We start from the raw sequence: 19,198 nt of genomic DNA on the forward strand, positions 1-19,198 counted from the left end.
TGTTTCCAATAATTTTAATTCATTTCATGACGTTGTCCGCCTTGGCTAGAGTAAAAAGCATTGCCGTTTTTCACTTCAAATATTTGTCATTTATATTTGCGACTATGCTTTTTGAAATGACATCTAGCGCCAAGGATTGTTATGGACTCAATCAGTGTTGATGAACTCGCCCCGAAAAAAGATCGTTGGTATCGCATTGTGGAGGAATTGTTGTCCTCTGCCGATGTGGCCATCAACGGCAACCGCGCCTGCGATATCAAGGTACATAATCCGGCGTTGTTTAAACGCATTTTGCAGGAGGGATCGCTCGGGTTCGGCGAAAGCTACATGGATGGCTGGTGGGACTGTGAGCGACTGGATGTGCTATTTACCCGCATTCTGCAGGCGGGCGTCGATGAGCGCTTGCCTAAAAACCTGAGCGACATTGCGCGCATCGCCTATGCCCGGCTGTTTAACCGTCAGTCGCGTAAACGCGCCTGGCAGGTGGGTAAGGAGCATTACGATATCGGTAACGATCTGTTCCGCGCGATGCTCGATCCCTATATGCAATATTCCTGCGGCTATTGGAAAGACGCTGACACGCTGGAGCAGGCGCAGCAGGCCAAGTTGAAAATGATCTGCGAGAAGTTGCAGCTGAAACCCGGTATGTCACTGCTGGACATCGGCTGTGGCTGGGGCGGATTGGCTCAATATGCGGCAGAAAACTACGGCGTGTCCGTGTATGGCGTGACGATTTCCGCCGAGCAGCAAAAGCTGGCGCAGGAACGCTGTCAGGGATTGGACGTAGAGATACAACTGCAGGATTATCGCGATCTTGACCGTCAGTTTGACCGCATTGTCTCCGTCGGCATGTTCGAACACGTGGGGCCGAAGAACTACGACACGTATTTTCGCGTGGCGGCGCGCAACCTCAAGCCCGATGGGCTGTTCCTGCTGCACACCATAGGTGCTAACCAAACCAATCTGCACGTTGACGCCTGGGTAGACAAATACATTTTCCCCAACGGCTGCCTGCCATCGGTACGGCATATTTCCGAGGCCAGCGAAGGACGTTTTGTGATGGAGGATTGGCACAATATCGGCGCCGATTACGATCGAACGCTGATGGCCTGGTATGAAAATTTCAAACGGGCGTGGCCGCAGCTGGCCGAAGAGTATTCCGAGCGGTTCGAGCGGATGTTCACCTATTACCTGAATGCCTGCGCCGGCGCGTTCCGTGCACGGGATATTCAGCTATGGCAGGTGTTGTTCAGCCCGAAAGGCGTGGACGGCGGGGTGCGGGTGTACCGCTGATATCCCCTTCGTCTTTCCAGCCACATCGTTGTTGGCTGCACGCTCGAGCTCTGGTCACTTAGTTATCTAAGCTCCCAGGGCTTCTCGCGTTTGCCGCCTAGATGTGGCGGGAAATCCATTGGGGATCTGTCCCAAATAACTAAGGCCATACCCTAAATAATTGGAGTTGCATCACGGCGGCAAGTTTGTAAGTCCCCAGGAGCTTACTTAAGTAAGTGACTGGGGTGAGCAAACGCAGCCAACACAGATGCAGCTTCAAGTATGACGGGTATTAATACAGTAATGAATACAACTGACGGCGGTACTTAGCTGCTAATGCGTCGCCGGTGCCCAACGCGGCCAGAATATCCATCAGCGTCTTGCGCGCGTTGCCATTGGCGGCGGCGAGATCTTTCTTCAGATGCCCCATCAGCAGCTCCAGCGCTTCTTCATTGCGCCCGACCTGATGCAGTTGCAGCGCCAGCTGCACGGCTAAATCGACGTTCTCCGGTTGCTGTTCCACCTGCTGTTGCAACTGTTGAATTTCCGGCGTGTCGGCAGCCTGCTTCAGCAGCTCAATCTGCGCCACCAGACCCTGATAGCGGGTATCACGATCCTGCAGCGGAATGGTCGCCAGCACGGTTTCGGCATCTTCAGTGCGGTTCAGCGCTATCTGGGTTTCTGCCAGTGTCAGGCCAATATCGCTGCGTTGCTGGCTGGCTTGCCAGGCGTCTTTCAACAGCGGTAACGCCTCAGTGGCATTACCTTCGGCCAGCAATTCAGTCGCCTGCGCCAGCTTCAAATCTTCTTCTTTGGGCAGGAAACGCTGCAGGAATTCGCGGATCATCTCTTCCGGCTGCGGGCCCTGGAATCCGTCGACCGGTTGGCCGTCTTTGAACAGGTACACCGTCGGCAAAGAACGCAGGCCAAACTGGGCCGCGATAGCCTGTTCGGCGTCGCAATCCACTTTTGCCAGCACGAACTGACCGGCATATTCCGCCGCCAGTTTGTCCAGTATCGGGGTGAGCTGCAGACAGTGTTGGCTGCGATCCGACCAGAAGTAGAACACCACCGGCAGGGACATTGACTGTTCCAGCGTCTGGTGCAGGTTAGTTTCGTTAATATCAACAACAGCTTGAGCTAGCATGTATTTTCTCTCTGATCTTGCGGAGCCATTGGCTTTTAAATGGGGGCGGAGTGGCGTTCTTCAACCCCGCCGACCCAATTAACCGTTGCTGCGCAGCAGCCAGTCCAGGCAGCGGCCGGGCAGGATGCGACGCAATACGCTGAGCGCGTGCGCCAGCAGGGTCACCGGGTAACGCAGTTTAGCCCTTGGACTTTCCAGCGCGTGGCGCAATTTGGGCAAAATGGCTTCCGGCGGCAGCGTCAGGCGCTTGGCAATACCGGGGTTATGCACCGGTTTGTCGCTCTGCGCCTGATTGACGTTCTGGGTAAAGTGGGTGGAGATGGGGCCGGGCTCAATCAGGCTGACCTGAATGCCGGTACCGTGCAGCTCCATACGCAGAGCATCGGACCAGGCTTCCAGCGCAAACTTGCTGGCGGCATAGGCACCGCGTCCGGCGCTGGAAACCAGCCCCATCACCGAACTGGTCTGAATAATGCGCCCCTCGCCGTGCGGCAGCATCGCCGGCAACAGCAACTGGGTTAACTGATGGGTGCCAAACAGGTTGGTGGCGAATTGGCGTTCCAGCTGCTGGCGCGAAATGCTGCTCAGCGGCCCATAAACGCCAAAGCCGCCGTTGTTGAACAGGCCGTACAGCCGATTGCCGGTCAGTTCGATCACCTGTGCGGCGGCACGTTCGACGCTGTCGCTGTCGTCCAGATCCAGCTCAATGCCTTCCAGCCCAAGCTGGCGCATGTTTTCCACGTCCTGCGGTTTGCGGCAGGCGGCCAGCACGCGGTAGCCACGGTTACGCAGATCCTGTGCTGCAATCAATCCAATCCCGCTGGAACAGCCGGTTATCAACACTGCTTTTTGCATAACTTTACCTAGTGTACAACGCTATTTAGTTAGACTCATGTTTTACTAGAGGTTCCAGACGTTCCGCCATCCAGGTGGCGATAAACGGTTGGGCATCCTTATTGGGATGCAATCCGTCATCCTGCATCCATTCCGCTTTTACCACCACCTGTTCCATATAGAACGGCAGCAGCGGAATGTTGAACTGTTTGGCCAACTGAGGGTAAACCGCGCTGAAGGCCTCGGTATAACGGCGGCCATAGTTGGGCGGGATGCGGATCTGCATCAGCAGCGGCTGTGCGCCGGCCTGCTGTACCAAGGTGATGATTTGGCCGAGATCGCGCTGCAGGTCCTGTGCCGGGAAACCTCGCAGACCATCGTTGGCGCCCAATTCAATCAGCACCCAGCGCGGCTGGTGCTGTTTTAGCAATTCGGGCAGGCGGGCCAGCCCCTGTGCAGCGGTGTCGCCGCTGATACTGGCGTTGACCAGTTGCGGATCGCCCGGCTTTTTCTGCCATTGATCGGCCAACAGCGTCGGCCAGGCCTGCGCCACCGGCAAGCGATAACCGGCGCTTAAACTGTCGCCTAAAATCAACAGGGTATCGGCGGCGACAGCGCGTAAACTGAATAATCCCAACAGCAAAAGGAAGGGAAGATGCCAGCGGAAAACGTTCTTGAAGTTCATCATCTTAGTAAACACGTTGGTCAGGGTGAGCATCAGCTCTCCATCCTTACCGGAGTCGAGCTGGTTGTCAAACCCGCGCAGACAATTGCCCTGATTGGCGAGTCCGGTTCGGGCAAGTCAACGCTGCTGGGGATCCTCGCCGGGCTGGACGACGGCAGCGAAGGGGAGGTGCATTTGTTGGGCGAATCGCTGACCGCGCTGGACGAAGAGGGCCGCGCCGCGCTGCGTGCCAAAAATGTCGGCTTTGTCTTTCAATCATTTATGCTGGTACCGACGCTCAATGCGCTGGAAAACGTGCAGTTGCCGGCGCTGCTGCGCGGTGAAAGTGACCGCCAGAGCCGTGAGCAGGCGATGCAACTGTTGGAACAGTTGGGTTTGGGCAAGCGCCTTGATCATTTGCCGGCGCAGCTCTCCGGTGGCGAACAGCAGCGGGTGGCGCTGGCGCGGGCGTTTAGCGGGCGGCCACGGGTGCTGTTCGCCGATGAGCCGACCGGCAATCTCGATCGCCAGACCGGCGAGCGCATCGCCGATTTACTGTTTTCACTCAACCGCGATTTCTCCACCACCTTAATCCTGGTCACCCATGATGAAACCCTGGCGGCGCGCTGCCAGCGGCGGCTGCGCCTGCGCGAAGGCAAGCTGTGGGAGGAAGCATGATCTGGCGCTGGTTCTGGCGTGAGTGGCGCTCGCCGTCGCTGCTGATCGTTTGGCTGGCGCTGACGCTGTCGATGGCCTGCGTACTGGCATTGGGCAGCATCAGCGATCGTATGGACAAGGGCCTGAGCCAACAGAGCCGCGATTTTATCGCCGGTGATCGTGTGCTGCGCAGCGCCCGGCCGGTACCAGAAGGCTGGCTGCTGGATGCGCAGCAGCAGGGGCTGAAGGTCAGCCGGCAGCTGTCGTTCACCACCATGACCTACGCCGGAGACCGGCCGCAGTTGGCGGACGTGAAGGCCACCGATCTGGCCTATCCGCTGTACGGCAAGCTGGAGACCCGTCCGGCTAATGCCAAGCTGACGCCGGGCAGCGTATTGGTCGCACCGCGTTTGCTGGCGCTGTTGAACGTAAAGGTGGGGGATACGTTGGACGTGGGCGACACCCAACTGCGTATTGCCGGTGAAATCATTCAGGAGCCGGATTCCGGCTTTAACCCGTTCCAGACCGCGCCGCGTATCATGATCAATCTGGCGGATGTGGATAAAACCGGGGCTGTGCAGCCAGGCAGTCGCCTGACCTACCGTTATATGTTTGCCGGAGCTGCGCAGGATATTCAGCGTTACGAAGATCGCCTGACGCCGCAGCTCGGCCCGGATCAGCGCTGGTTCGGACTGCAGGAATCCGGCAGCGCATTAGGCAAATCGCTGCAGCGTTCGCAGCAGTTCTTGCTGTTGTCCGCATTGCTGACTTTGCTGCTGTCGATTGCCGCCGTAGCGGTGGCGATGAGCCACTATTGCCGCAGTCGTTACGATCTGATCGCGGTGCTGAAAACGCTGGGTGCCGGTCGTAGTGCGTTGCGTAAGCTGATTGTCGGCCAGTGGCTGGCGGTGATCCTGCTGGCTGCGGTATGCGGGGGGATTATCGGGTTGGGATTTGAGGCGGTGTTGATCCGTCTGCTGGCTCCGGTGTTGCCGGGGGAGCTGCCTGCCGCCGGGACCTGGCCGTGGCTGTGGGCGATCGGCGCGTTGCTGATGATTTCGCTGCTGGTGGGGCTGCGGCCATACCGGCAGCTGTTGGCGACTCAGCCGCTGCGGGTGCTGCGCCGCGATGTGGTGGCTAACGTCTGGCCGCTGCGCTACTTCCTGCCGGTGACGGCGGTGATTGTGGTAGCGTTGCTGACCGCGCTGATGGGCGCCAGCACGCTGCTGTGGTCGATCCTGGCCGGTATTCTGGTGCTGGCCTTGCTGTTGGGCGCTATCGGTTGGGGCAGCCTGCTGCTGCTGCGCCGTATTACGCTTAAAAACCTGGCGCTGCGTCTTGCGGTCAACCGTCTGTTGCATCAGCCTTGGGTGACGGTGAGCCAACTGGCGGCCTTTTCGCTGTCGTTTATGCTGTTGGCGTTATTGCTGGTGTTGCGTGGCGATCTGCTCGAACGCTGGCAACAACAACTGCCGCCGGACAGCCCAAACTACTTCCTGTTGAACCTGACCGAAGCGCAGGTGCCGCAGGTGAAGACTTTCCTGCAACAGCATCAAATTGCACCTGAGACCTACTATCCGATTGTCCGTGTTCGCCTGACCGAGATTAACCAGCAGGTGGCGACCGAACGGGTGCACGAGGACGATCCTGGCGGTGAAGCGGTGAATCGCGAACTGAACCTGACCTGGCTGGCGGATTTGCCGGCGCACAATCCTTTGCTGGCGGGCAGTTGGCCGCCTAAGACCGGCGAAGTGTCGATGGATCAGGGTATTGCCGGGCGGCTCAAGATCAAGCTGGGCGATACGCTGACCTTCAGTGGCGATACCCAGTCGTTCAGCGCCAAGGTGACCAGCCTGCGGCAGGTGGATTGGGAAAGTCTGAAGCCGAACTTTTACTTTATCTTCCCGCCGGGTGCGCTGGACGGTCAGCCGCAAACCTGGCTCACCAGTTTCCGCTATGACGGGGACGGCCAGATGTTAACCCAGCTCAACCGTCAGTTCCCGACGCTCAGCCTGTTGGATATCGGCTCGATCCTCAAACAGGTGGGCGGCGTGCTGCAGCAGGTCAGCCGCGCACTGGAAGTGATGGTGGTGCTGGTGGTGTTGTGTGGCGGCCTGTTGCTGATGGCCCAGGTGCAGGTGGGGATGCGTCAACGACGTCAGGAGTTGGTGGTGTATCGCACGCTGGGCGCAGGCAAGCGTCTGTTGCGCAGTACGCTGTGGTGTGAATTTGCCCTGCTGGGGCTGGTGGCGGGCATCGCCGCTGCGGTGGGCGCTGAGGCGGCACTGTGGCTGTTGCAAAGCCAGGTGTTTGACTTCCCGTGGGCACCGACACCGGTGCTGTGGTGGGCACTGCCGTTGCTCAGCGCGCTGTTGCTGTCGCTGTGTGGCGGTTGGCTGGGCGTGCGTTTGCTACGTGGTCAGGCGCTGTTCCGCAGCTACGACGGCTAGTTCCTTCAGGTTATCGACCGGCCCATTGTCAGGGGCCGGTCGACGTTACTCTCCGCACGACCCGTTTCTCGTTAACACTACCGCTTTCAATCCCTGCCTCTATCTGTCGGCCATCCTCTTGGCCGAACTCTGCGTGAAATCGGTTACACTCTGCCTTCGAGTTACTCAATTTATTGGGAGCGGCTAAGGTAAAATGATATTGCTGCCATCGCCATATTAGGGCATGAATGCTTATGTTTAGCCTTTAAAATCAGTGGTGAGTGTTGGTTTTAAGGTTGTGTTTCTGTTTTTATCTAAACAAATAATAAATGTAATCGTTTCCACTAATGTGATCGCACTCACTTCTCTCTGGCGAATTGCCTCCTATCATACGGGCAACTTAAGCACGTTATCGTTTGGAGGCTGTATGAGTACTACCGTCAAAGTGTCGGCGGCTGAAAAGAGTCAGAGCAATGCAGGGATGACTTTTTTCGTCTGTTTTCTGGCCGCATTGGCTGGGCTGCTATTCGGTCTGGACATCGGGGTTATTGCAGGTGCTCTGCCGTTTATCACCGACTCGTTTAACATCACCAGCTCCCAGCAGGAGTGGGTGGTCAGCTCAATGATGTTTGGGGCGGCGGTCGGCGCCGTGGGGAGTGGCTGGATGAACTTCCGTATCGGGCGTAAATACAGCCTGATGATTGGCGCCGTGTTGTTTGTCGTTGGTTCACTGTGCTCAGCCGCGGCTCCCAACGTGGAAATCTTGCTGATTTCTCGCGTGCTGCTTGGGCTGGCGGTGGGGGTGGCTTCTTATACCGCGCCGATTTATCTGTCTGAAATTGCCCCGGAGAAAATTCGCGGCAGCATGATCTCGATGTATCAGTTGATGATTACCATCGGCATTCTGGCGGCCTACCTGTCGGATACCGCATTCAGCTATACCGGCGCCTGGCGCTGGATGCTGGGCGTGATCACCATCCCTGCGGTATTGCTGTTGATCGGCGTGTTCTTCTTGCCGGATAGCCCGCGCTGGCTGGCTTCGCGCAATCGCCATGAGCAGGCGCGCCAGGTATTGGAAAAGCTGCGTGACACCAGCGCTCAGGCGCAGCACGAACTGAATGAAATTCGCGAAAGCCTTAAGCTGAAACAGAGCGGCTGGGCGCTGTTTAAAGACAATAAAAACTTCCGCCGTGCCGTGTTTCTTGGCGTTCTGCTGCAGGTGATGCAACAGTTCACCGGGATGAACGTCATCATGTACTACGCACCGAAAATTTTTGGCCTGGCGGGCTTTGCCAGTACCGCACAGCAGATGTGGGGGACGGTGATTGTCGGCCTGGTTAACGTGCTGGCGACCTTTATTGCCATCGGGTTGGTTGACCGCTGGGGGCGCAAACCGACGCTGACGCTGGGCTTTGTCGTCATGGCGGTGGGCATGGGCGCGCTGGGGACCATGATGAATGTGGGCATGACCTCGCCGGCCGAGCAATACTTTGCCATCATCATGCTGCTGATGTTTATTGTCGGTTTTGCCATGAGCGCCGGCCCGCTGATTTGGGTGCTGTGTTCAGAGATCCAGCCGCTGAAAGGCCGCGATTTTGGCATAACCTGTTCTACCGCCACCAACTGGATTGCCAACATGATCGTCGGGGCGACGTTCCTGACCATGCTCAATTCGCTGGGTAGCGCGCACACTTTCTGGGTGTACGCAGCGCTTAACCTGGTATTTATCTTCATCACGCTGGCGTTGATTCCGGAAACCAAAAATATCTCGCTGGAGCATATCGAACGCAATCTGATGGCCGGTAAACCGTTACGCAATATTGGTTCGCGCTAGCCGACAGGCTGGGCATAGGATATTCGTTCAGGCATCTGGCGTTAACGCCAGATGCTGACGACAGGAGGATATTATGGCGATTTTGGTGACCGGCGGTGCCGGATACATTGGTTCGCACACCGTATTGGCGCTGCTGGAACGGGGTGAAGATGTGGTGGTGCTGGACAATTTGGTCAATGCGTCCGAAGAGTCCTTGCGACGCGTAGCGCAGCTGACGGGCAAAGCCGCAAAGTTCTATCGGGGTGATATACAGGACGCAGGCTGCTTGCAGCGGATCTTTAACGAGCAGCAGATTGCTTCGGTGATCCACTTCGCCGGTCTGAAGGCGGTAGGGGAGTCGACCCAGAAACCCCTGGAGTATTATCAAAACAACGTGACGGGCACGTTGGTACTGCTGGAAGCGATGCGTCAGGCCGGCGTTCACCGGTTTATCTTTAGCTCCTCCGCCACGGTGTACGGTGAAAATGCGCCGGTGCCTTATCGCGAGGATATGCCGATTGGCGGCACTACCAGCCCTTACGGTACCTCAAAATGGATGGTGGAGCAGATCCTGCAGGATTTTGCCAAGGCCGAACCGGCATTTTCGATTATCGCGCTACGCTACTTCAACCCGGTAGGCGCCCATGAGTCGGGGCTGATTGGTGAAGATCCCAGCGGCATTCCCAATAACCTGCTGCCGTATATCGCGCAGGTCGCTATTGGCCAGCGTGAAAGCCTGAGCGTGTTCGGCGGCGATTACCCGACCAAAGACGGCACCGGCGTGCGTGATTACATTCACGTGATGGATGTTGCTCAGGGCCACCTGGCGGCGATGGACCACTTAAAACAGATCGCCGGTTTCAAAGCCTATAATTTGGGCTCGGGGGTAGGGTATTCGGTGTTGGAAATGGTGCAGGCGTTTGAGAAAGCCTCGGGGGTAACCATTCCCTATCAGATTTTACCGCGCCGTGCGGGCGATCTGCCTGCCTTCTGGGCCGATGCCAGCCTGGCGAAACAGGAGCTGGGCTGGCAAGTGCAACGCGGCCTTGATCTGATGATGCGTGATACCTGGAACTGGCAAAGTAAAAACCCGCAGGGCTACCGCCAATAGTTTTTCATCGACAGTAAAAAAGGGTTCAGCTTGCTGAACCCTTTGTTTTTAGTGCGGCGTAACGCTTAAGCCAGCTTTTGCTGCGCCCAGGCCAAACCGCTTTGGTATTCGGCCGGTAACAGCGGCGCCAAAGCCTGCAATGCCTCTTGCAACGCACCGGCGTCGGGATCGTTCAGGTTGAGATGCCCAACCTTGCGGCCCTCGCGCACCTCTTTCTCGTACCAGTGCAGATGCACCAGCGGTAACGCCAGCCACTGCTGATTTACCGCGGTACCGATCAGGTTGACCATCACCGACGGGGTGCTCACGACCGGCTTCGGCAGCGGCAGGGCGAGAATGGCACGCAGGTGCAGTTCGAACTGGCTGATAGATGCGCCGTTTTGCGTCCAGTGGCCGCTGTTATGGACCCGAGGCGCCAGTTCGTTAATCAACAGACGATCGCCAACGATAAAACACTCCATCGCCATGACGCCGACGTAGTTCAGTTCATCAAGGATCGCCGTCAGCATCTGTTCAGCTTGCTGTTGCAGCGCAGGATTGGGCTGCGGCAACGCCACGCTGGTGCGTAGAATGCCTTCTTCATGCAGGTTATGGGTCAGCGGATAGAACACCGATTTACCGTCGTGTCCGCGTGCGCCGACCAATGAGACCTCGCCGGAGAAGTTAATCCCCTGTTCGACGATGCATTCGCCATAGGCATCGGCCGGCAGTTCGGCTTCCTGACCTGGGCGCAGACGCCACTGACCCCGGCCGTCGTAACCGCCGACGCGACGTTTAACGATAGCCAGTTCGCCCAGGGTCGCGAAAACCTGCGGCCACTCGGCGACGTCGGTCAGCAACTGCCAGGGGGCAGTGGCCAGGCCGAGCTGATCGAGTAACTGTTTTTGCGTCAGGCGGTCCGCCAGACGGGGGAAAATATCGCGGTTAACGAAGCTGTTGTGGGTCGCCAGCTCACGCGTCAGCGCGGTTTCCGGCCAACGCTCGATTTCGGCGGTGATCACGCTGTTTTGATAAGGTACCGCTTCCGGCTCGGCGTCGAGGCCAACCGGATAGACGGCGATCCCCAGCGGCTCACCGGCCTGGCGCAGCATACGCCCCAATTGACCGTTACCCAGTACGCAAACCGGCTTCATGCTTCCTCCCGCGGGTCCGGGTTATTCAGCACCTCGTCAGTCTGCGCCTGACGCCAATCGGCCAGGCGTTGCGCCAACTCAGCGTCATGCAACGCCAGAATTTGCGCTGCCAGCAGTGCAGCATTGGCGGCGCCGGCCTTGCCGATCGCCAGGGTGCCCACCGGAATACCGCGCGGCATTTGCACGATGGAATACAGGCTGTCCACGCCGCTCAAGGCAGCGCTTTGCACCGGCACACCCAGCACCGGCACCAGGGTTTTCGCCGCCAGCATACCCGGCAGGTGCGCAGCACCGCCCGCACCGGCAATGATCACGTCAATACCCTTGGCGCTTGCCTGTTCGGCAAAGCTGAACAGCTTGTCTGGCGTGCGATGAGCGGAAACGACTTCGACATGGAACGGGACGTCGAGTGAGGTCAGGACTTCTGCCGCAAACTGCATGGTGGCCCAGTCACTTTTCGATCCCATTACAATTGCGATTTTAACCTCAGCGTGAGTGGCTGAAGCGGCGTTGGCTCCCATGGGTGTAAGGCTCCTGTAATTGTACAAACGACGGCCGATTGCCTGCGGCGGGAGGCCGAATGAGGGCGTAGAGCATACCATGAGCGAACGGCAAGGAAAACGGTTGCGTCGCCGGTTTTGATCGTCAAAAGCGCGAATTTTTATACCCGCGCGTGAAGTCAGAAGCTTAGAAAGGGAATTGGATCAGTTCGACGGCGTCGGCGCTGACTTTGATCATCGAGCCTTCTTCATGCCAGGCACCCAGCACTAAACGGTGAGCTTTGCCGTTGCTCAGCGTCAGCTCATGCACGGCCGGACGATGCGTGTGGCCATGGATCATCCAGTGAACCTGGTGGTTCAGCATGGTTTGCTCAACCGCCTGCGGGTTGACGTCCATGATGGCGTCCGATTTGTATTGGTTGCTTTGCCGGCTGCGGGCACGCATTTTAGCGGCGATCTTAAGGCGCCAGCGTAAAGGCATTGCCAGGAACAATTTTTGAATCAGTGGGTTGTGTACTTTTCGGCGGAACTGTTGGTAGGCCCGATCGTCGGTACACAGCGTGTCACCGTGCAGGATCAGGATTTTGCGGCCATACAGGTCCAGCACCTTTTCTTCCGGCAGCAGTTGCATGCCGCTGGCACGAGCAAAGCGCTTGCCCACCAGAAAATCACGGTTGCCGTGGATAAAGTAGCAGGGCACGCCCGCCTGTTGCAGCGTTTTCAGCGCCGCGGCGATTTCAGCATGCAGCGGTTCGGGATCGTCATCGCCGATCCAGGCTTCGAACAGATCGCCGAGTATGTACAGGGCTTCGGCGTGTATGGCATCTTGCCGCAAAAAACGCAGAAAACCGGCAGTAATTGCCGGTTCCTGTGCGCTTAAGTGCAGATCTGCAATGAACAGCGTGTTCATTCAGCTGCGATTACTCGCTGACGGTAACGCTGGTGACGATCACGTCTTCTACCGGTACGTCCTGGTGCATGCCGCTGCGGCCAGTTTTCACGGCTTTGATCTTGTTAACCACGTCCATGCCTTCAACCACTTCAGCAAACACGCAGTAGCCCCAACCCTGGGCGTTTTCGCCGCGGAAGTTCAGGAAGTCGTTGTCTGCTACGTTGATGAAGAACTGTGCGGTCGCGGACTGTGGATCGTTAGTACGCGCCATTGCCAGGGTACCGATGGTGTTTTTCAGACCGTTGTTGGCTTCGTTCTTGATGGTGGCTTTGGTGTCTTTCTGGCTCATACCCGGCTCAAAACCGCCGCCCTGAATCATGAAGCCATTGATAACACGGTGGAAAATGGTGTTGTTGTAGAAACCGTCACGGCAGTAGTTCAGGAAGTTTTCAACGGTAACCGGTGCTTTGTCCGCGAAGGTGTTGATAACGATGTCGCCGTGATTAGTGTGGAAAGTAACCATAGTTTTAGTCCTAACAAGATGAAGTGAGATGTCACATGGAGCGAGTGAACTATCAGACCGCCGTTATAACATATCTCCTGTAATGAGTCAGCAGCGGCTAAACCGCGCTCAGGCTGTGGTAAATCGCAATTTGTTATATTATAACATCTGTGGCAATCGCTGATTTATCACCGTTTTCCACCTCTGAGCTCAGCAAAGCGCGGCCTTAACCTTGCATTAGATCAGGCTTCGGGTTTCAATACGCTGCTGGGTGAACAACCTTAACCCTGGTTATCATTTTTGTTATCACGCACACCACGGAATGTCCCGATGCTAAAGATTTTTAATACCCTGAGTCGTCAAAAAGAGGAATTTAAACCCATTCATGCCGGTAAAGTGGGCATGTACGTGTGCGGGGTAACCATCTATGACCTGTGTCATATCGGACATGGGCGTACCTTCGTTGCTTTCGACGTGGTGGCACGTTATCTGCGCTATCTCGGCTACTCGCTGAACTATGTGCGTAACGTTACCGACGTTGACGACAAAATTATCCGCCGCGCGACTGAAAATGGCGAAAGCTGCGATCAACTGACCGCACGCATGCTGGCGGAGATGCACGCCGACTTCGATTCTCTGCTGATCGAACGACCGGACATTGAACCGCGTGCGACCCAGCATATCGCCGAGATCATTGAGATCACCCAGCGCCTGATCGATCGCGATCACGCATATGTGGCCAGCAACGGCGACGTGATGTTCTCCATCGACAGCGATCCGCAATACGGTTTGCTGTCACGCCAGGATCTGGATCAGCTGCAGGCCGGTGCGCGCGTAGAAATCGACGACGTGAAACGCAACCCGATGGACTTCGTGCTGTGGAAGATGTCCAAGCCGGGCGAACCGAGCTGGGCGTCGCCTTGGGGCGCAGGGCGTCCGGGTTGGCACATTGAATGTTCTGCCATGAACTGCAAGCAGCTTGGCACCCATTTTGATATCCACGGTGGCGGTTCCGATCTGATGTTCCCGCACCACGAGAACGAAATTGCCCAGTCGAGCTGCGCCCACGACGGCCCGTACGTCAATTACTGGATGCACTCCGGCATGGTGATGATCGACAAAGAAAAAATGTCGAAATCCCTGGATAACTTCTTCACTATTCGCGACGTGCTGGGTTACTACGACGCTGAAACCGTGCGTTACTTCCTGATGTCCGGCCACTATCGCAGCCAGTTGAACTACAGCGAAGAGAATCTGAAGCAGGCCCGTACCGCTCTGGAACGCCTGTACACTGCGCTGCGTGGCACAGATGCCAACGCCCAACCGGCCGGCGGCGACGTGTTTGAAGCCCGTTTCCGTGAAGCCATGGACGACGACTTCAACACGCCGGAAGCTTACTCGGCGCTGTTTGATTTGGCGCGTGAGGTTAACCGTCTGAAAGCTGAAGACATGACGGCGGCGAACGGCATGGCTGCAGAACTGCGCAAGCTGGCGAAGGTGCTCGGTCTGCTGCAGCAGGAACCTGAACAGTTCCTGCAGAGCGGCGCACAGGTCGATGATGGTGAAGTGGCGGAGATCGAAGCCTTGATCAAGCAGCGCAACGATGCGCGTAAAGCCAAAGATTGGGCGTTGGCGGATGCCGCGCGCGATCGCTTGAATGAGATGAACATCGTGCTGGAAGATGGCCCGCAGGGAACCACCTGGCGCCGTAAGTAATCCGCTTTAGGCTACAAACAAAAAAGGCGCTGAGTTAATCTTCAGCGCCTTTTTCTATGGAGCGGGGATTACGGCTTAACTACAACCTTACCGCCGTTAAACTCCACGACCTGATCGGCAACGATTTTGCAGCGTTTGCGCGTTTCGACTTTGCCGTTCACTTTCACCTGCCCATCGGCGATGACTTCTTTGGCGGCACCGCCGCTTTCACACCAGCCCTGGAATTTGAGCAGGTCGCACAGTTCGACGTGCGGGTGATTATCCAGATTAAAAGTTTCCATACTGCCTTACTTATTTAGGTTGAACGTCGTGATATTCCTCGCAGGCCTGCAAGGTATTTTGGATCAGTGTAGCAACGGTCATTGGACCCACGCCACCCGGAACCGGAGTTATGTAGGCGGCGCGTTCGCTTGCGGCGTCAAAATCCACGTCGCCGACCACTTTACCACTTTCCAGACGGTTAATGCCGACGTCCACCACGATAGCGCCAGGTTTTATCCAGTCGCCCGGAATAAAGCCCGGTTTGCCGACCGCCACGACCAGCAGATCGGCGTTTTCAACGTGGTGGCGCAGGTTCTTGGTGAAACGGTGGGTTACGGTGGTGGTGCACCCGGCCAGCAGCAGCTCCATGCTCATTGGGCGGCCAACGATATTGGACGCGCCAACCACGACGGCATTCAGGCCATAGGTATCGATGTTGTAACGCTCAAGCAGGGTGACGATACCGCGTGGGGTGCAAGGGCGCAGTTTTGGCGCACGTTGGCACAGGCGGCCAACGTTGTACGGATGGAAACCGTCGACATCTTTATCCGGATGAATACGTTCCAGCACTTTGACGTTGTCGATACCGGCCGGCAGCGGTAGCTGCACTAAAATGCCGTCGATCTCGCCGTCGGCGTTTAGCCGATCGATCAGCGCCAGCAGTTCAGCCTCACTGGTGGTGGCAGGCAGATCGTAAGAGCGGGAGAGGAAGCCCACTTCATCACAGGCGCGGCGCTTGCTGGCGACGTAAATCTGTGAGGCGGGGTTCTCGCCAACCAATACGACAGCCAGGCCCGGAGCGCGTTTTCCGGCGGCCAGACGTTGTTTAACTTGCTCAGCCACTTCGTTTCTAACCTGCTGCGCAATCGTTTTACCATCAATAATCTTTGCTGACATCAGTGAGGAAATCCATCAATTAAGAAAAGCGGGGGATGACGCTATTTTGTCAGAAGCGAAGCGCGCTGTCAGGCGCTGAATCGCGATCGGCGGTGTTTGCCAGGTGTGATTTACGCTTTTTTTATGCCAACGACAGGATCCTCTACGCCTTTTTTACCGCTCGCTGCGTAAGCTGTGGCTATTCACACTGAGGACGGGAGTCAAAATCATGATGCTCATTACCCGGTTGCACTTTTTACACCTGCCTGCTGATAGCCAGGCATGCCAACCAAGACACGTGGGGGAAACGGTATTCGATTCGTCCTTGCATCCGGCTGACGTTGCGCAGCTGATTGCCCTGCATCAGCTTGCCGCACACAAAACGCCGCCTTCATGGAGAACGCGCCTGGGCGCATTGTGCCGGAGGTTGCGTGCATGAGAAACATCAAAGGGATGGGTTTTATGCTGCTGGTATGGGGGCCAATGGCGCAGGCTTCGTTAAATGCCGCACCGGTTAGCGCAGCCTTATTGCAGCCGTTATCAGCGGCTTGCAACCTGTTGGCGGCTCAGCATGCCGATTGGGGAAACATCAACGCGATGGTGCGCTCGGCTCGCGTTTGCCTACAGCGTCCGGCAGAACAGCAACAGTCGGATCGTATGCCAGAACAGGCTGATGCCGGCCTGGTACAGCGTAACAGCAGCCTGTTGCCGGACTTAACCCGAGGAAAGTGAGGTCGTTAACTTGCTGCGTGGCGACCGCAATGGCTGAAAATTCATCATAAAGCACAGCTGCTGACGTAACGTCATGAAAAGGCATTGACTCAATGATCTCTGACCGTATAATCCAACCCGCAACTCCCGGTTGCCGCATCCCAATGCGCCCTTAGCTCAGTTGGATAGAGCAACGGCCTTCTAAGCCGTAGGTCACAGGTTCGAGCCCTGTAGGGCGTACCATTAAGAAACAATGACTTACAGCCATCACCCAAGCTTCTCAATTTCAATATGGGACAGTTTTGGGACTAAGCCTCCAAAAATCGCATCGATCTGCCTCACATGTTCAGTTAAATGATTGAGTGCCAAATGCGCGTTACGCTGAACCATTTCTATGCTCTCCCAACCCCCCATTTCTTGTAGCGCTGAGAGTGGTACCCCTGCCTGAACTAACCAGCTTGCCCATGTATGGCGAAGGTCATGAAATCGAAAATCAGTTATTCCAGTCCGCTGCTTACCTGTATTCCATGCTGAGTTATCGTCAACGCGCATTTGCTGGTGCCATACCTCCGTCAGGACGTTTGCGTGCTGTAATATGTACAAAAACATACCCCTAGTAGCGACCAATCTGATCCCGCACGTTTGTAAGCAGTATCATTAGGAGCTGTACCAATGGTTTTCATCGACTCGTTTACGTCTGGGGCGGAACCCTATTGTCATGGCATTATGATCTTGTTTTTGTATCAGAGAGGGCACAACTCATCTAAATGGTAGGAAGACTAGGGTTTGTTTAACTTAAAAATGCAAGTTAACAATGAATTATCAAACATAGTTTATTAACTAATCCTAGTGAGGCTCAACATGAATAATATCTTTTCTGGTTTTGACGCTAAAATCTTGGCCGAGGCATTTGGTGTAAGCCGCGAAACAGCAGTGAAACTCCAACTGGAAAGCACCAAGCAAGGTAATTTGCTGACAGTTGTGCAGGCGTTGGTTCTTCAGAATCCGATTGGGCTGTAAGCAACCCAGAGTCAGGGGGCTGCGTGCAAATGAAGGAAGAATGCATAAAATTTCCCAAAACATAATTCAAGGCCGCATAAGCGGCCTTTTTCATTTCTATCACCCTGCATCGGGGCAGAGTCCCGGGAGGGGAAGTTATGGAAATGCCAAATGGTTACCATAGCTGGGATGACATCAGTGACATTCTCGCAGCTTTCTCACCGGCGGGAACTTGCTTGGTAACAAAACGCCGAGCAGGGAAATATGCTTGTGCAGCAGTCAGGACCGATCACCATCTTGCACACGGAAGACACCCGAAATTGCGCAATCATGGCAAAACATCAGCAGAGAGAGCAGCCATTACATCAGGAGAGTGAAATCTATCAGCGGAAATCAGGATGCGATCAAAAACAATAAATGCGCTGCTGAGCGCATCCCTGATGAATGAGTGGAACGGATATAAACGTCGCCAGCGCCAATCGTCTTTCTGCTCCCTGAATCACTATTCAGCCTTACGAACAATCAGCGTTGCAAGGTGATATCAGGGTAATATCGGCAGTTATACGTTGGAATTGATACCAGCTTTATCAATCTCACCAACCCAGTATCCAGTCTGATCCAATGGTGTGAGAATCGCACACATTGAAAAGAGCGTTCTATTAAATTGCAATATGATTTCTCTGCACTTGCCAATATGAATTATACGAATATGAATAATTAGCTTCTGTAAGGAGGGGGTCGTGGGATGCATTGTTTGTGAACTAAAGAGCTCTAATAACTATGAAGTGAAAACAGAAGAGGATTATAGGTTAGCTCTATCTCTTGCATCGGCAGGGTTGATCACTCTTTCATTTGGTGGGGAAGGGGCTTCGTGTTTAAAAATAAAAAATAAGTTCATCCCTGTATACATTTGTTCGGCGACTTATAAGTTAAAGATGATTTTGGGAAAAGACTTGATTTAGCGTTTAAATTTAGCATAAACAATTACTTGCATTTGGACGACGTTCTGCGATTAGCTTGATGGTATTGCAGGGACATTCAGTGCGTGTCATCGACAATGCTGACGTATAATCCTGCTCAATCGTAGGATCCTATGTCATACAATCTCGGAAATTAACCAAAAGAAGAATATAGACAAGGTGAACCTGGATCTTACGGCGCCAGGTTTAGCGAACAAAGAGCGTATTAACCAGCCAGTGATAGCTATTAGGTGGAGAGAGAGCAGCCTAGAGATCTGCATGAATACTTTCTTGAGCGTGTGGCACATTGGACTACCTAGAGGTGAGTATAATGCTATCAATAGGATCCGAGCCGATTTATCAGAAAATGGCAGAAGCCAACCATAATAAATAACAGAACCCGCTACGGCGGGTTTTTAAATGGGAGCAATTCATGGAAAAAAATAAAAGGATGAAAGCCATGAAAGGGCCATATCCGCCACTGCAGTTTATTTAAGGCCATCAGCTTACTCCATATATCGGCCAGATTTCTATGAACAAGGTGCGTGATTGGGGGCAACGATAATTCTTCAGCGATAGTTGAGCCGTTGTTCAGTGGTGGTTAGTGGTCGGTTACGAACGGAACGGCGTAATACGTTGCTGTATTTTTCACCGGAGCTTTATGTACAAATAACCATATATGATGATTGCCAACCTGTCGCAGCAGAATTGCGCGATAGGTG

At 55.3% G+C, this 19,198-nt stretch carries 18 protein-coding genes, 1 tRNA gene and 1 pseudogene; 10 read left to right on the plus strand and 10 right to left on the minus strand.

The features are described from left to right. The first annotated feature begins 141 nt into the window (after window positions 1-141). Window positions 142-1,293: a cyclopropane fatty acyl phospholipid synthase gene (gene cfa / locus AAZT04_RS01440; protein WP_262033194.1), complete on the plus strand. Its 1,152-nt coding sequence runs from the start codon at window positions 142-144 to the stop codon at window positions 1,291-1,293. A gap of 271 nt (window positions 1,294-1,564) precedes the next feature. Here the strand turns inward: cfa and AAZT04_RS01445 are convergent, their stop codons facing one another. From AAZT04_RS01445 to tesA, 3 genes are all read right to left on the minus strand, one after another. Beyond that, on the minus strand, window positions 1,565-2,419 hold the full coding sequence (locus AAZT04_RS01445) for a co-chaperone YbbN (RefSeq protein ID WP_041414284.1): 855 nt from the start codon (window positions 2,417-2,419) through the stop codon (window positions 1,565-1,567). A 78-nt stretch (window positions 2,420-2,497) separates the two neighbouring features. Beyond that, window positions 2,498-3,274, minus strand: a complete 777-nt coding sequence (locus AAZT04_RS01450) for an SDR family oxidoreductase (RefSeq protein ID WP_046374326.1) — start codon at window positions 3,272-3,274, stop codon at window positions 2,498-2,500. 25 nt (window positions 3,275-3,299) lie between these two features. Then, complete coding sequence (gene tesA, locus AAZT04_RS01455; protein ID WP_044548763.1) at window positions 3,300-3,938, minus strand: multifunctional acyl-CoA thioesterase I/protease I/lysophospholipase L1; 639 nt, start codon at window positions 3,936-3,938, stop codon at window positions 3,300-3,302. Here tesA and ybbA point away from each other — a divergent pair. The 4 genes from ybbA (at window position 3,909) to galE (ending at window position 9,927) form a co-directional block, all read left to right on the plus strand. Next, a complete protein-coding gene (gene ybbA, locus AAZT04_RS01460; protein WP_116691039.1) occupies window positions 3,909-4,595 on the plus strand; it encodes a putative ABC transporter ATP-binding protein YbbA in 687 nt (228 codons plus the stop codon). The genes tesA and ybbA overlap by 30 nt on opposite strands. Further along, the gene (gene ybbP / locus AAZT04_RS01465; protein WP_046374325.1) at window positions 4,592-7,024 is read left to right on the plus strand and encodes a putative ABC transporter permease subunit YbbP; all 2,433 of its coding nucleotides are present in this window, start codon (window positions 4,592-4,594) and stop codon (window positions 7,022-7,024) included. Before ybbA ends, ybbP begins: the two co-directional genes overlap by 4 nt. A 406-nt stretch (window positions 7,025-7,430) precedes the next feature. Next, window positions 7,431-8,837: a sugar porter family MFS transporter gene (locus AAZT04_RS01470; RefSeq protein WP_020825558.1), complete on the plus strand. Its 1,407-nt coding sequence runs from the start codon at window positions 7,431-7,433 to the stop codon at window positions 8,835-8,837. Window positions 8,838-8,910: 73 nt separating this feature from the next. Beyond that, a complete protein-coding gene (gene galE / locus AAZT04_RS01475) occupies window positions 8,911-9,927 on the plus strand; it encodes a UDP-glucose 4-epimerase GalE (RefSeq protein WP_046374324.1) in 1,017 nt (338 codons plus the stop codon). A 65-nt stretch (window positions 9,928-9,992) separates the two neighbouring features. On the opposite strand, the gene purK is transcribed toward galE, so the two are convergent. The 4 genes from purK to ppiB form a co-directional block, all read right to left on the minus strand. Beyond that, window positions 9,993-11,060 carry a 5-(carboxyamino)imidazole ribonucleotide synthase gene (gene purK, locus AAZT04_RS01480; protein WP_261103691.1) on the minus strand — a complete coding sequence of 356 codons (1,068 nt, stop codon included), beginning with the start codon at window positions 11,058-11,060 and terminating at the stop codon, window positions 9,993-9,995. Next, window positions 11,057-11,581, minus strand: coding sequence for a 5-(carboxyamino)imidazole ribonucleotide mutase (gene purE / locus AAZT04_RS01485; protein ID WP_020825561.1), 525 nt, complete (start codon window positions 11,579-11,581; stop codon window positions 11,057-11,059). Before purE ends, purK begins: the two co-directional genes overlap by 4 nt. Window positions 11,582-11,747: 166 nt before the next feature. Then, a complete protein-coding gene (lpxH, locus tag AAZT04_RS01490; RefSeq protein ID WP_020825562.1) occupies window positions 11,748-12,470 on the minus strand; it encodes a UDP-2,3-diacylglucosamine diphosphatase in 723 nt (240 codons plus the stop codon). A 10-nt stretch (window positions 12,471-12,480) separates the two neighbouring features. Further along, the gene (gene ppiB / locus AAZT04_RS01495; RefSeq protein WP_434678770.1) at window positions 12,481-12,975 is read right to left on the minus strand and encodes a peptidylprolyl isomerase B; all 495 of its coding nucleotides are present in this window, start codon (window positions 12,973-12,975) and stop codon (window positions 12,481-12,483) included. A 309-nt stretch (window positions 12,976-13,284) separates the two neighbouring features. Here ppiB and cysS point away from each other — a divergent pair, with 309 nt between their 5' ends. Continuing rightward, complete coding sequence (cysS, locus tag AAZT04_RS01500) at window positions 13,285-14,670, plus strand: cysteine--tRNA ligase (RefSeq protein ID WP_046374321.1); 1,386 nt, start codon at window positions 13,285-13,287, stop codon at window positions 14,668-14,670. A 68-nt stretch (window positions 14,671-14,738) separates the two neighbouring features. On the opposite strand, the gene ybcJ is transcribed toward cysS, so the two are convergent. After that, on the minus strand, window positions 14,739-14,951 hold the full coding sequence (gene ybcJ, locus AAZT04_RS01505) for a ribosome-associated protein YbcJ (RefSeq protein WP_012005606.1): 213 nt from the start codon (window positions 14,949-14,951) through the stop codon (window positions 14,739-14,741). Window positions 14,952-14,961: 10 nt separating this feature from the next. Beyond that, window positions 14,962-15,828 carry a bifunctional methylenetetrahydrofolate dehydrogenase/methenyltetrahydrofolate cyclohydrolase FolD gene (gene folD / locus AAZT04_RS01510; protein WP_020825565.1) on the minus strand — a complete coding sequence of 289 codons (867 nt, stop codon included), beginning with the start codon at window positions 15,826-15,828 and terminating at the stop codon, window positions 14,962-14,964. 208 nt (window positions 15,829-16,036) lie between these two features. Between folD and AAZT04_RS01515 the strand changes: the two genes are divergently transcribed. The 3 genes from AAZT04_RS01515 to AAZT04_RS01525 all read left to right on the plus strand — a co-directional run bounded on the left by AAZT04_RS01515 (window position 16,037) and on the right by AAZT04_RS01525 (window position 16,761). Then, a complete protein-coding gene (locus tag AAZT04_RS01515) occupies window positions 16,037-16,246 on the plus strand; it encodes a hypothetical protein (protein ID WP_071888875.1) in 210 nt (69 codons plus the stop codon). After that, window positions 16,243-16,539, plus strand: coding sequence for a hypothetical protein (locus AAZT04_RS01520; protein WP_048759533.1), 297 nt, complete (start codon window positions 16,243-16,245; stop codon window positions 16,537-16,539). Before AAZT04_RS01515 ends, AAZT04_RS01520 begins: the two co-directional genes overlap by 4 nt. A 145-nt stretch (window positions 16,540-16,684) precedes the next feature. Continuing rightward, window positions 16,685-16,761, plus strand: a tRNA-Arg gene (locus tag AAZT04_RS01525). Window positions 16,762-16,785: 24 nt separating this feature from the next. Here AAZT04_RS01525 and AAZT04_RS01530 read toward each other — a convergent pair. Then, window positions 16,786-17,219 (minus strand): annotated as a pseudogene (locus tag AAZT04_RS01530) (tyrosine-type recombinase/integrase); the annotation flags it as partial. A gap of 160 nt (window positions 17,220-17,379) precedes the next feature. Here AAZT04_RS01530 and AAZT04_RS01535 point away from each other — a divergent pair. Further along, complete coding sequence (locus tag AAZT04_RS01535; RefSeq protein ID WP_020825576.1) at window positions 17,380-17,538, plus strand: hypothetical protein; 159 nt, start codon at window positions 17,380-17,382, stop codon at window positions 17,536-17,538. The last annotated feature ends 1,660 nt before the right edge of the window (window positions 17,539-19,198 follow it).

The sequence above is a fragment of the Serratia sp. Je.1.23.a genome (genome assembly GCF_051129805.1).
GTDB lineage: Bacteria > Pseudomonadota > Gammaproteobacteria > Enterobacterales > Enterobacteriaceae > Serratia > Serratia liquefaciens.

Excerpts from the sequence above, each read along its gene's own strand:
- tesA (WP_044548763.1), bottom strand. The coding sequence starts at position 3,938 with ATGAACTTCAAGAACGTTTTCCGCTGGCATCTTCCCTTCCTTTTGCTG.
- AAZT04_RS01520 (WP_048759533.1), top strand. The coding sequence starts at position 16,243 with ATGAGAAACATCAAAGGGATGGGTTTTATGCTGCTGGTATGGGGGCCA.
- ybbA (WP_116691039.1), top strand. The coding sequence starts at position 3,909 with ATGCCAGCGGAAAACGTTCTTGAAGTTCATCATCTTAGTAAACACGTT.
- AAZT04_RS01535 (WP_020825576.1), top strand. The coding sequence starts at position 17,380 with ATGAATAATATCTTTTCTGGTTTTGACGCTAAAATCTTGGCCGAGGCA.
- cysS (WP_046374321.1), top strand. The coding sequence starts at position 13,285 with ATGCTAAAGATTTTTAATACCCTGAGTCGTCAAAAAGAGGAATTTAAA.
- AAZT04_RS01470 (WP_020825558.1), top strand. The coding sequence starts at position 7,431 with ATGAGTACTACCGTCAAAGTGTCGGCGGCTGAAAAGAGTCAGAGCAAT.
- AAZT04_RS01450 (WP_046374326.1), bottom strand. The coding sequence starts at position 3,274 with ATGCAAAAAGCAGTGTTGATAACCGGCTGTTCCAGCGGGATTGGATTG.
- cfa (WP_262033194.1), top strand. The coding sequence starts at position 142 with ATGGACTCAATCAGTGTTGATGAACTCGCCCCGAAAAAAGATCGTTGG.
- AAZT04_RS01515 (WP_071888875.1), top strand. The coding sequence starts at position 16,037 with ATGATGCTCATTACCCGGTTGCACTTTTTACACCTGCCTGCTGATAGC.
- folD (WP_020825565.1), bottom strand. The coding sequence starts at position 15,828 with ATGTCAGCAAAGATTATTGATGGTAAAACGATTGCGCAGCAGGTTAGA.
- ppiB (WP_434678770.1), bottom strand. The coding sequence starts at position 12,975 with ATGGTTACTTTCCACACTAATCACGGCGACATCGTTATCAACACCTTC.
- lpxH (WP_020825562.1), bottom strand. The coding sequence starts at position 12,470 with ATGAACACGCTGTTCATTGCAGATCTGCACTTAAGCGCACAGGAACCG.
- AAZT04_RS01445 (WP_041414284.1), bottom strand. The coding sequence starts at position 2,419 with ATGCTAGCTCAAGCTGTTGTTGATATTAACGAAACTAACCTGCACCAG.
- galE (WP_046374324.1), top strand. The coding sequence starts at position 8,911 with ATGGCGATTTTGGTGACCGGCGGTGCCGGATACATTGGTTCGCACACC.
- ybbP (WP_046374325.1), top strand. The coding sequence starts at position 4,592 with ATGATCTGGCGCTGGTTCTGGCGTGAGTGGCGCTCGCCGTCGCTGCTG.
- purE (WP_020825561.1), bottom strand. The coding sequence starts at position 11,581 with ATGGGAGCCAACGCCGCTTCAGCCACTCACGCTGAGGTTAAAATCGCA.
- ybcJ (WP_012005606.1), bottom strand. The coding sequence starts at position 14,951 with ATGGAAACTTTTAATCTGGATAATCACCCGCACGTCGAACTGTGCGAC.
- purK (WP_261103691.1), bottom strand. The coding sequence starts at position 11,060 with ATGAAGCCGGTTTGCGTACTGGGTAACGGTCAATTGGGGCGTATGCTG.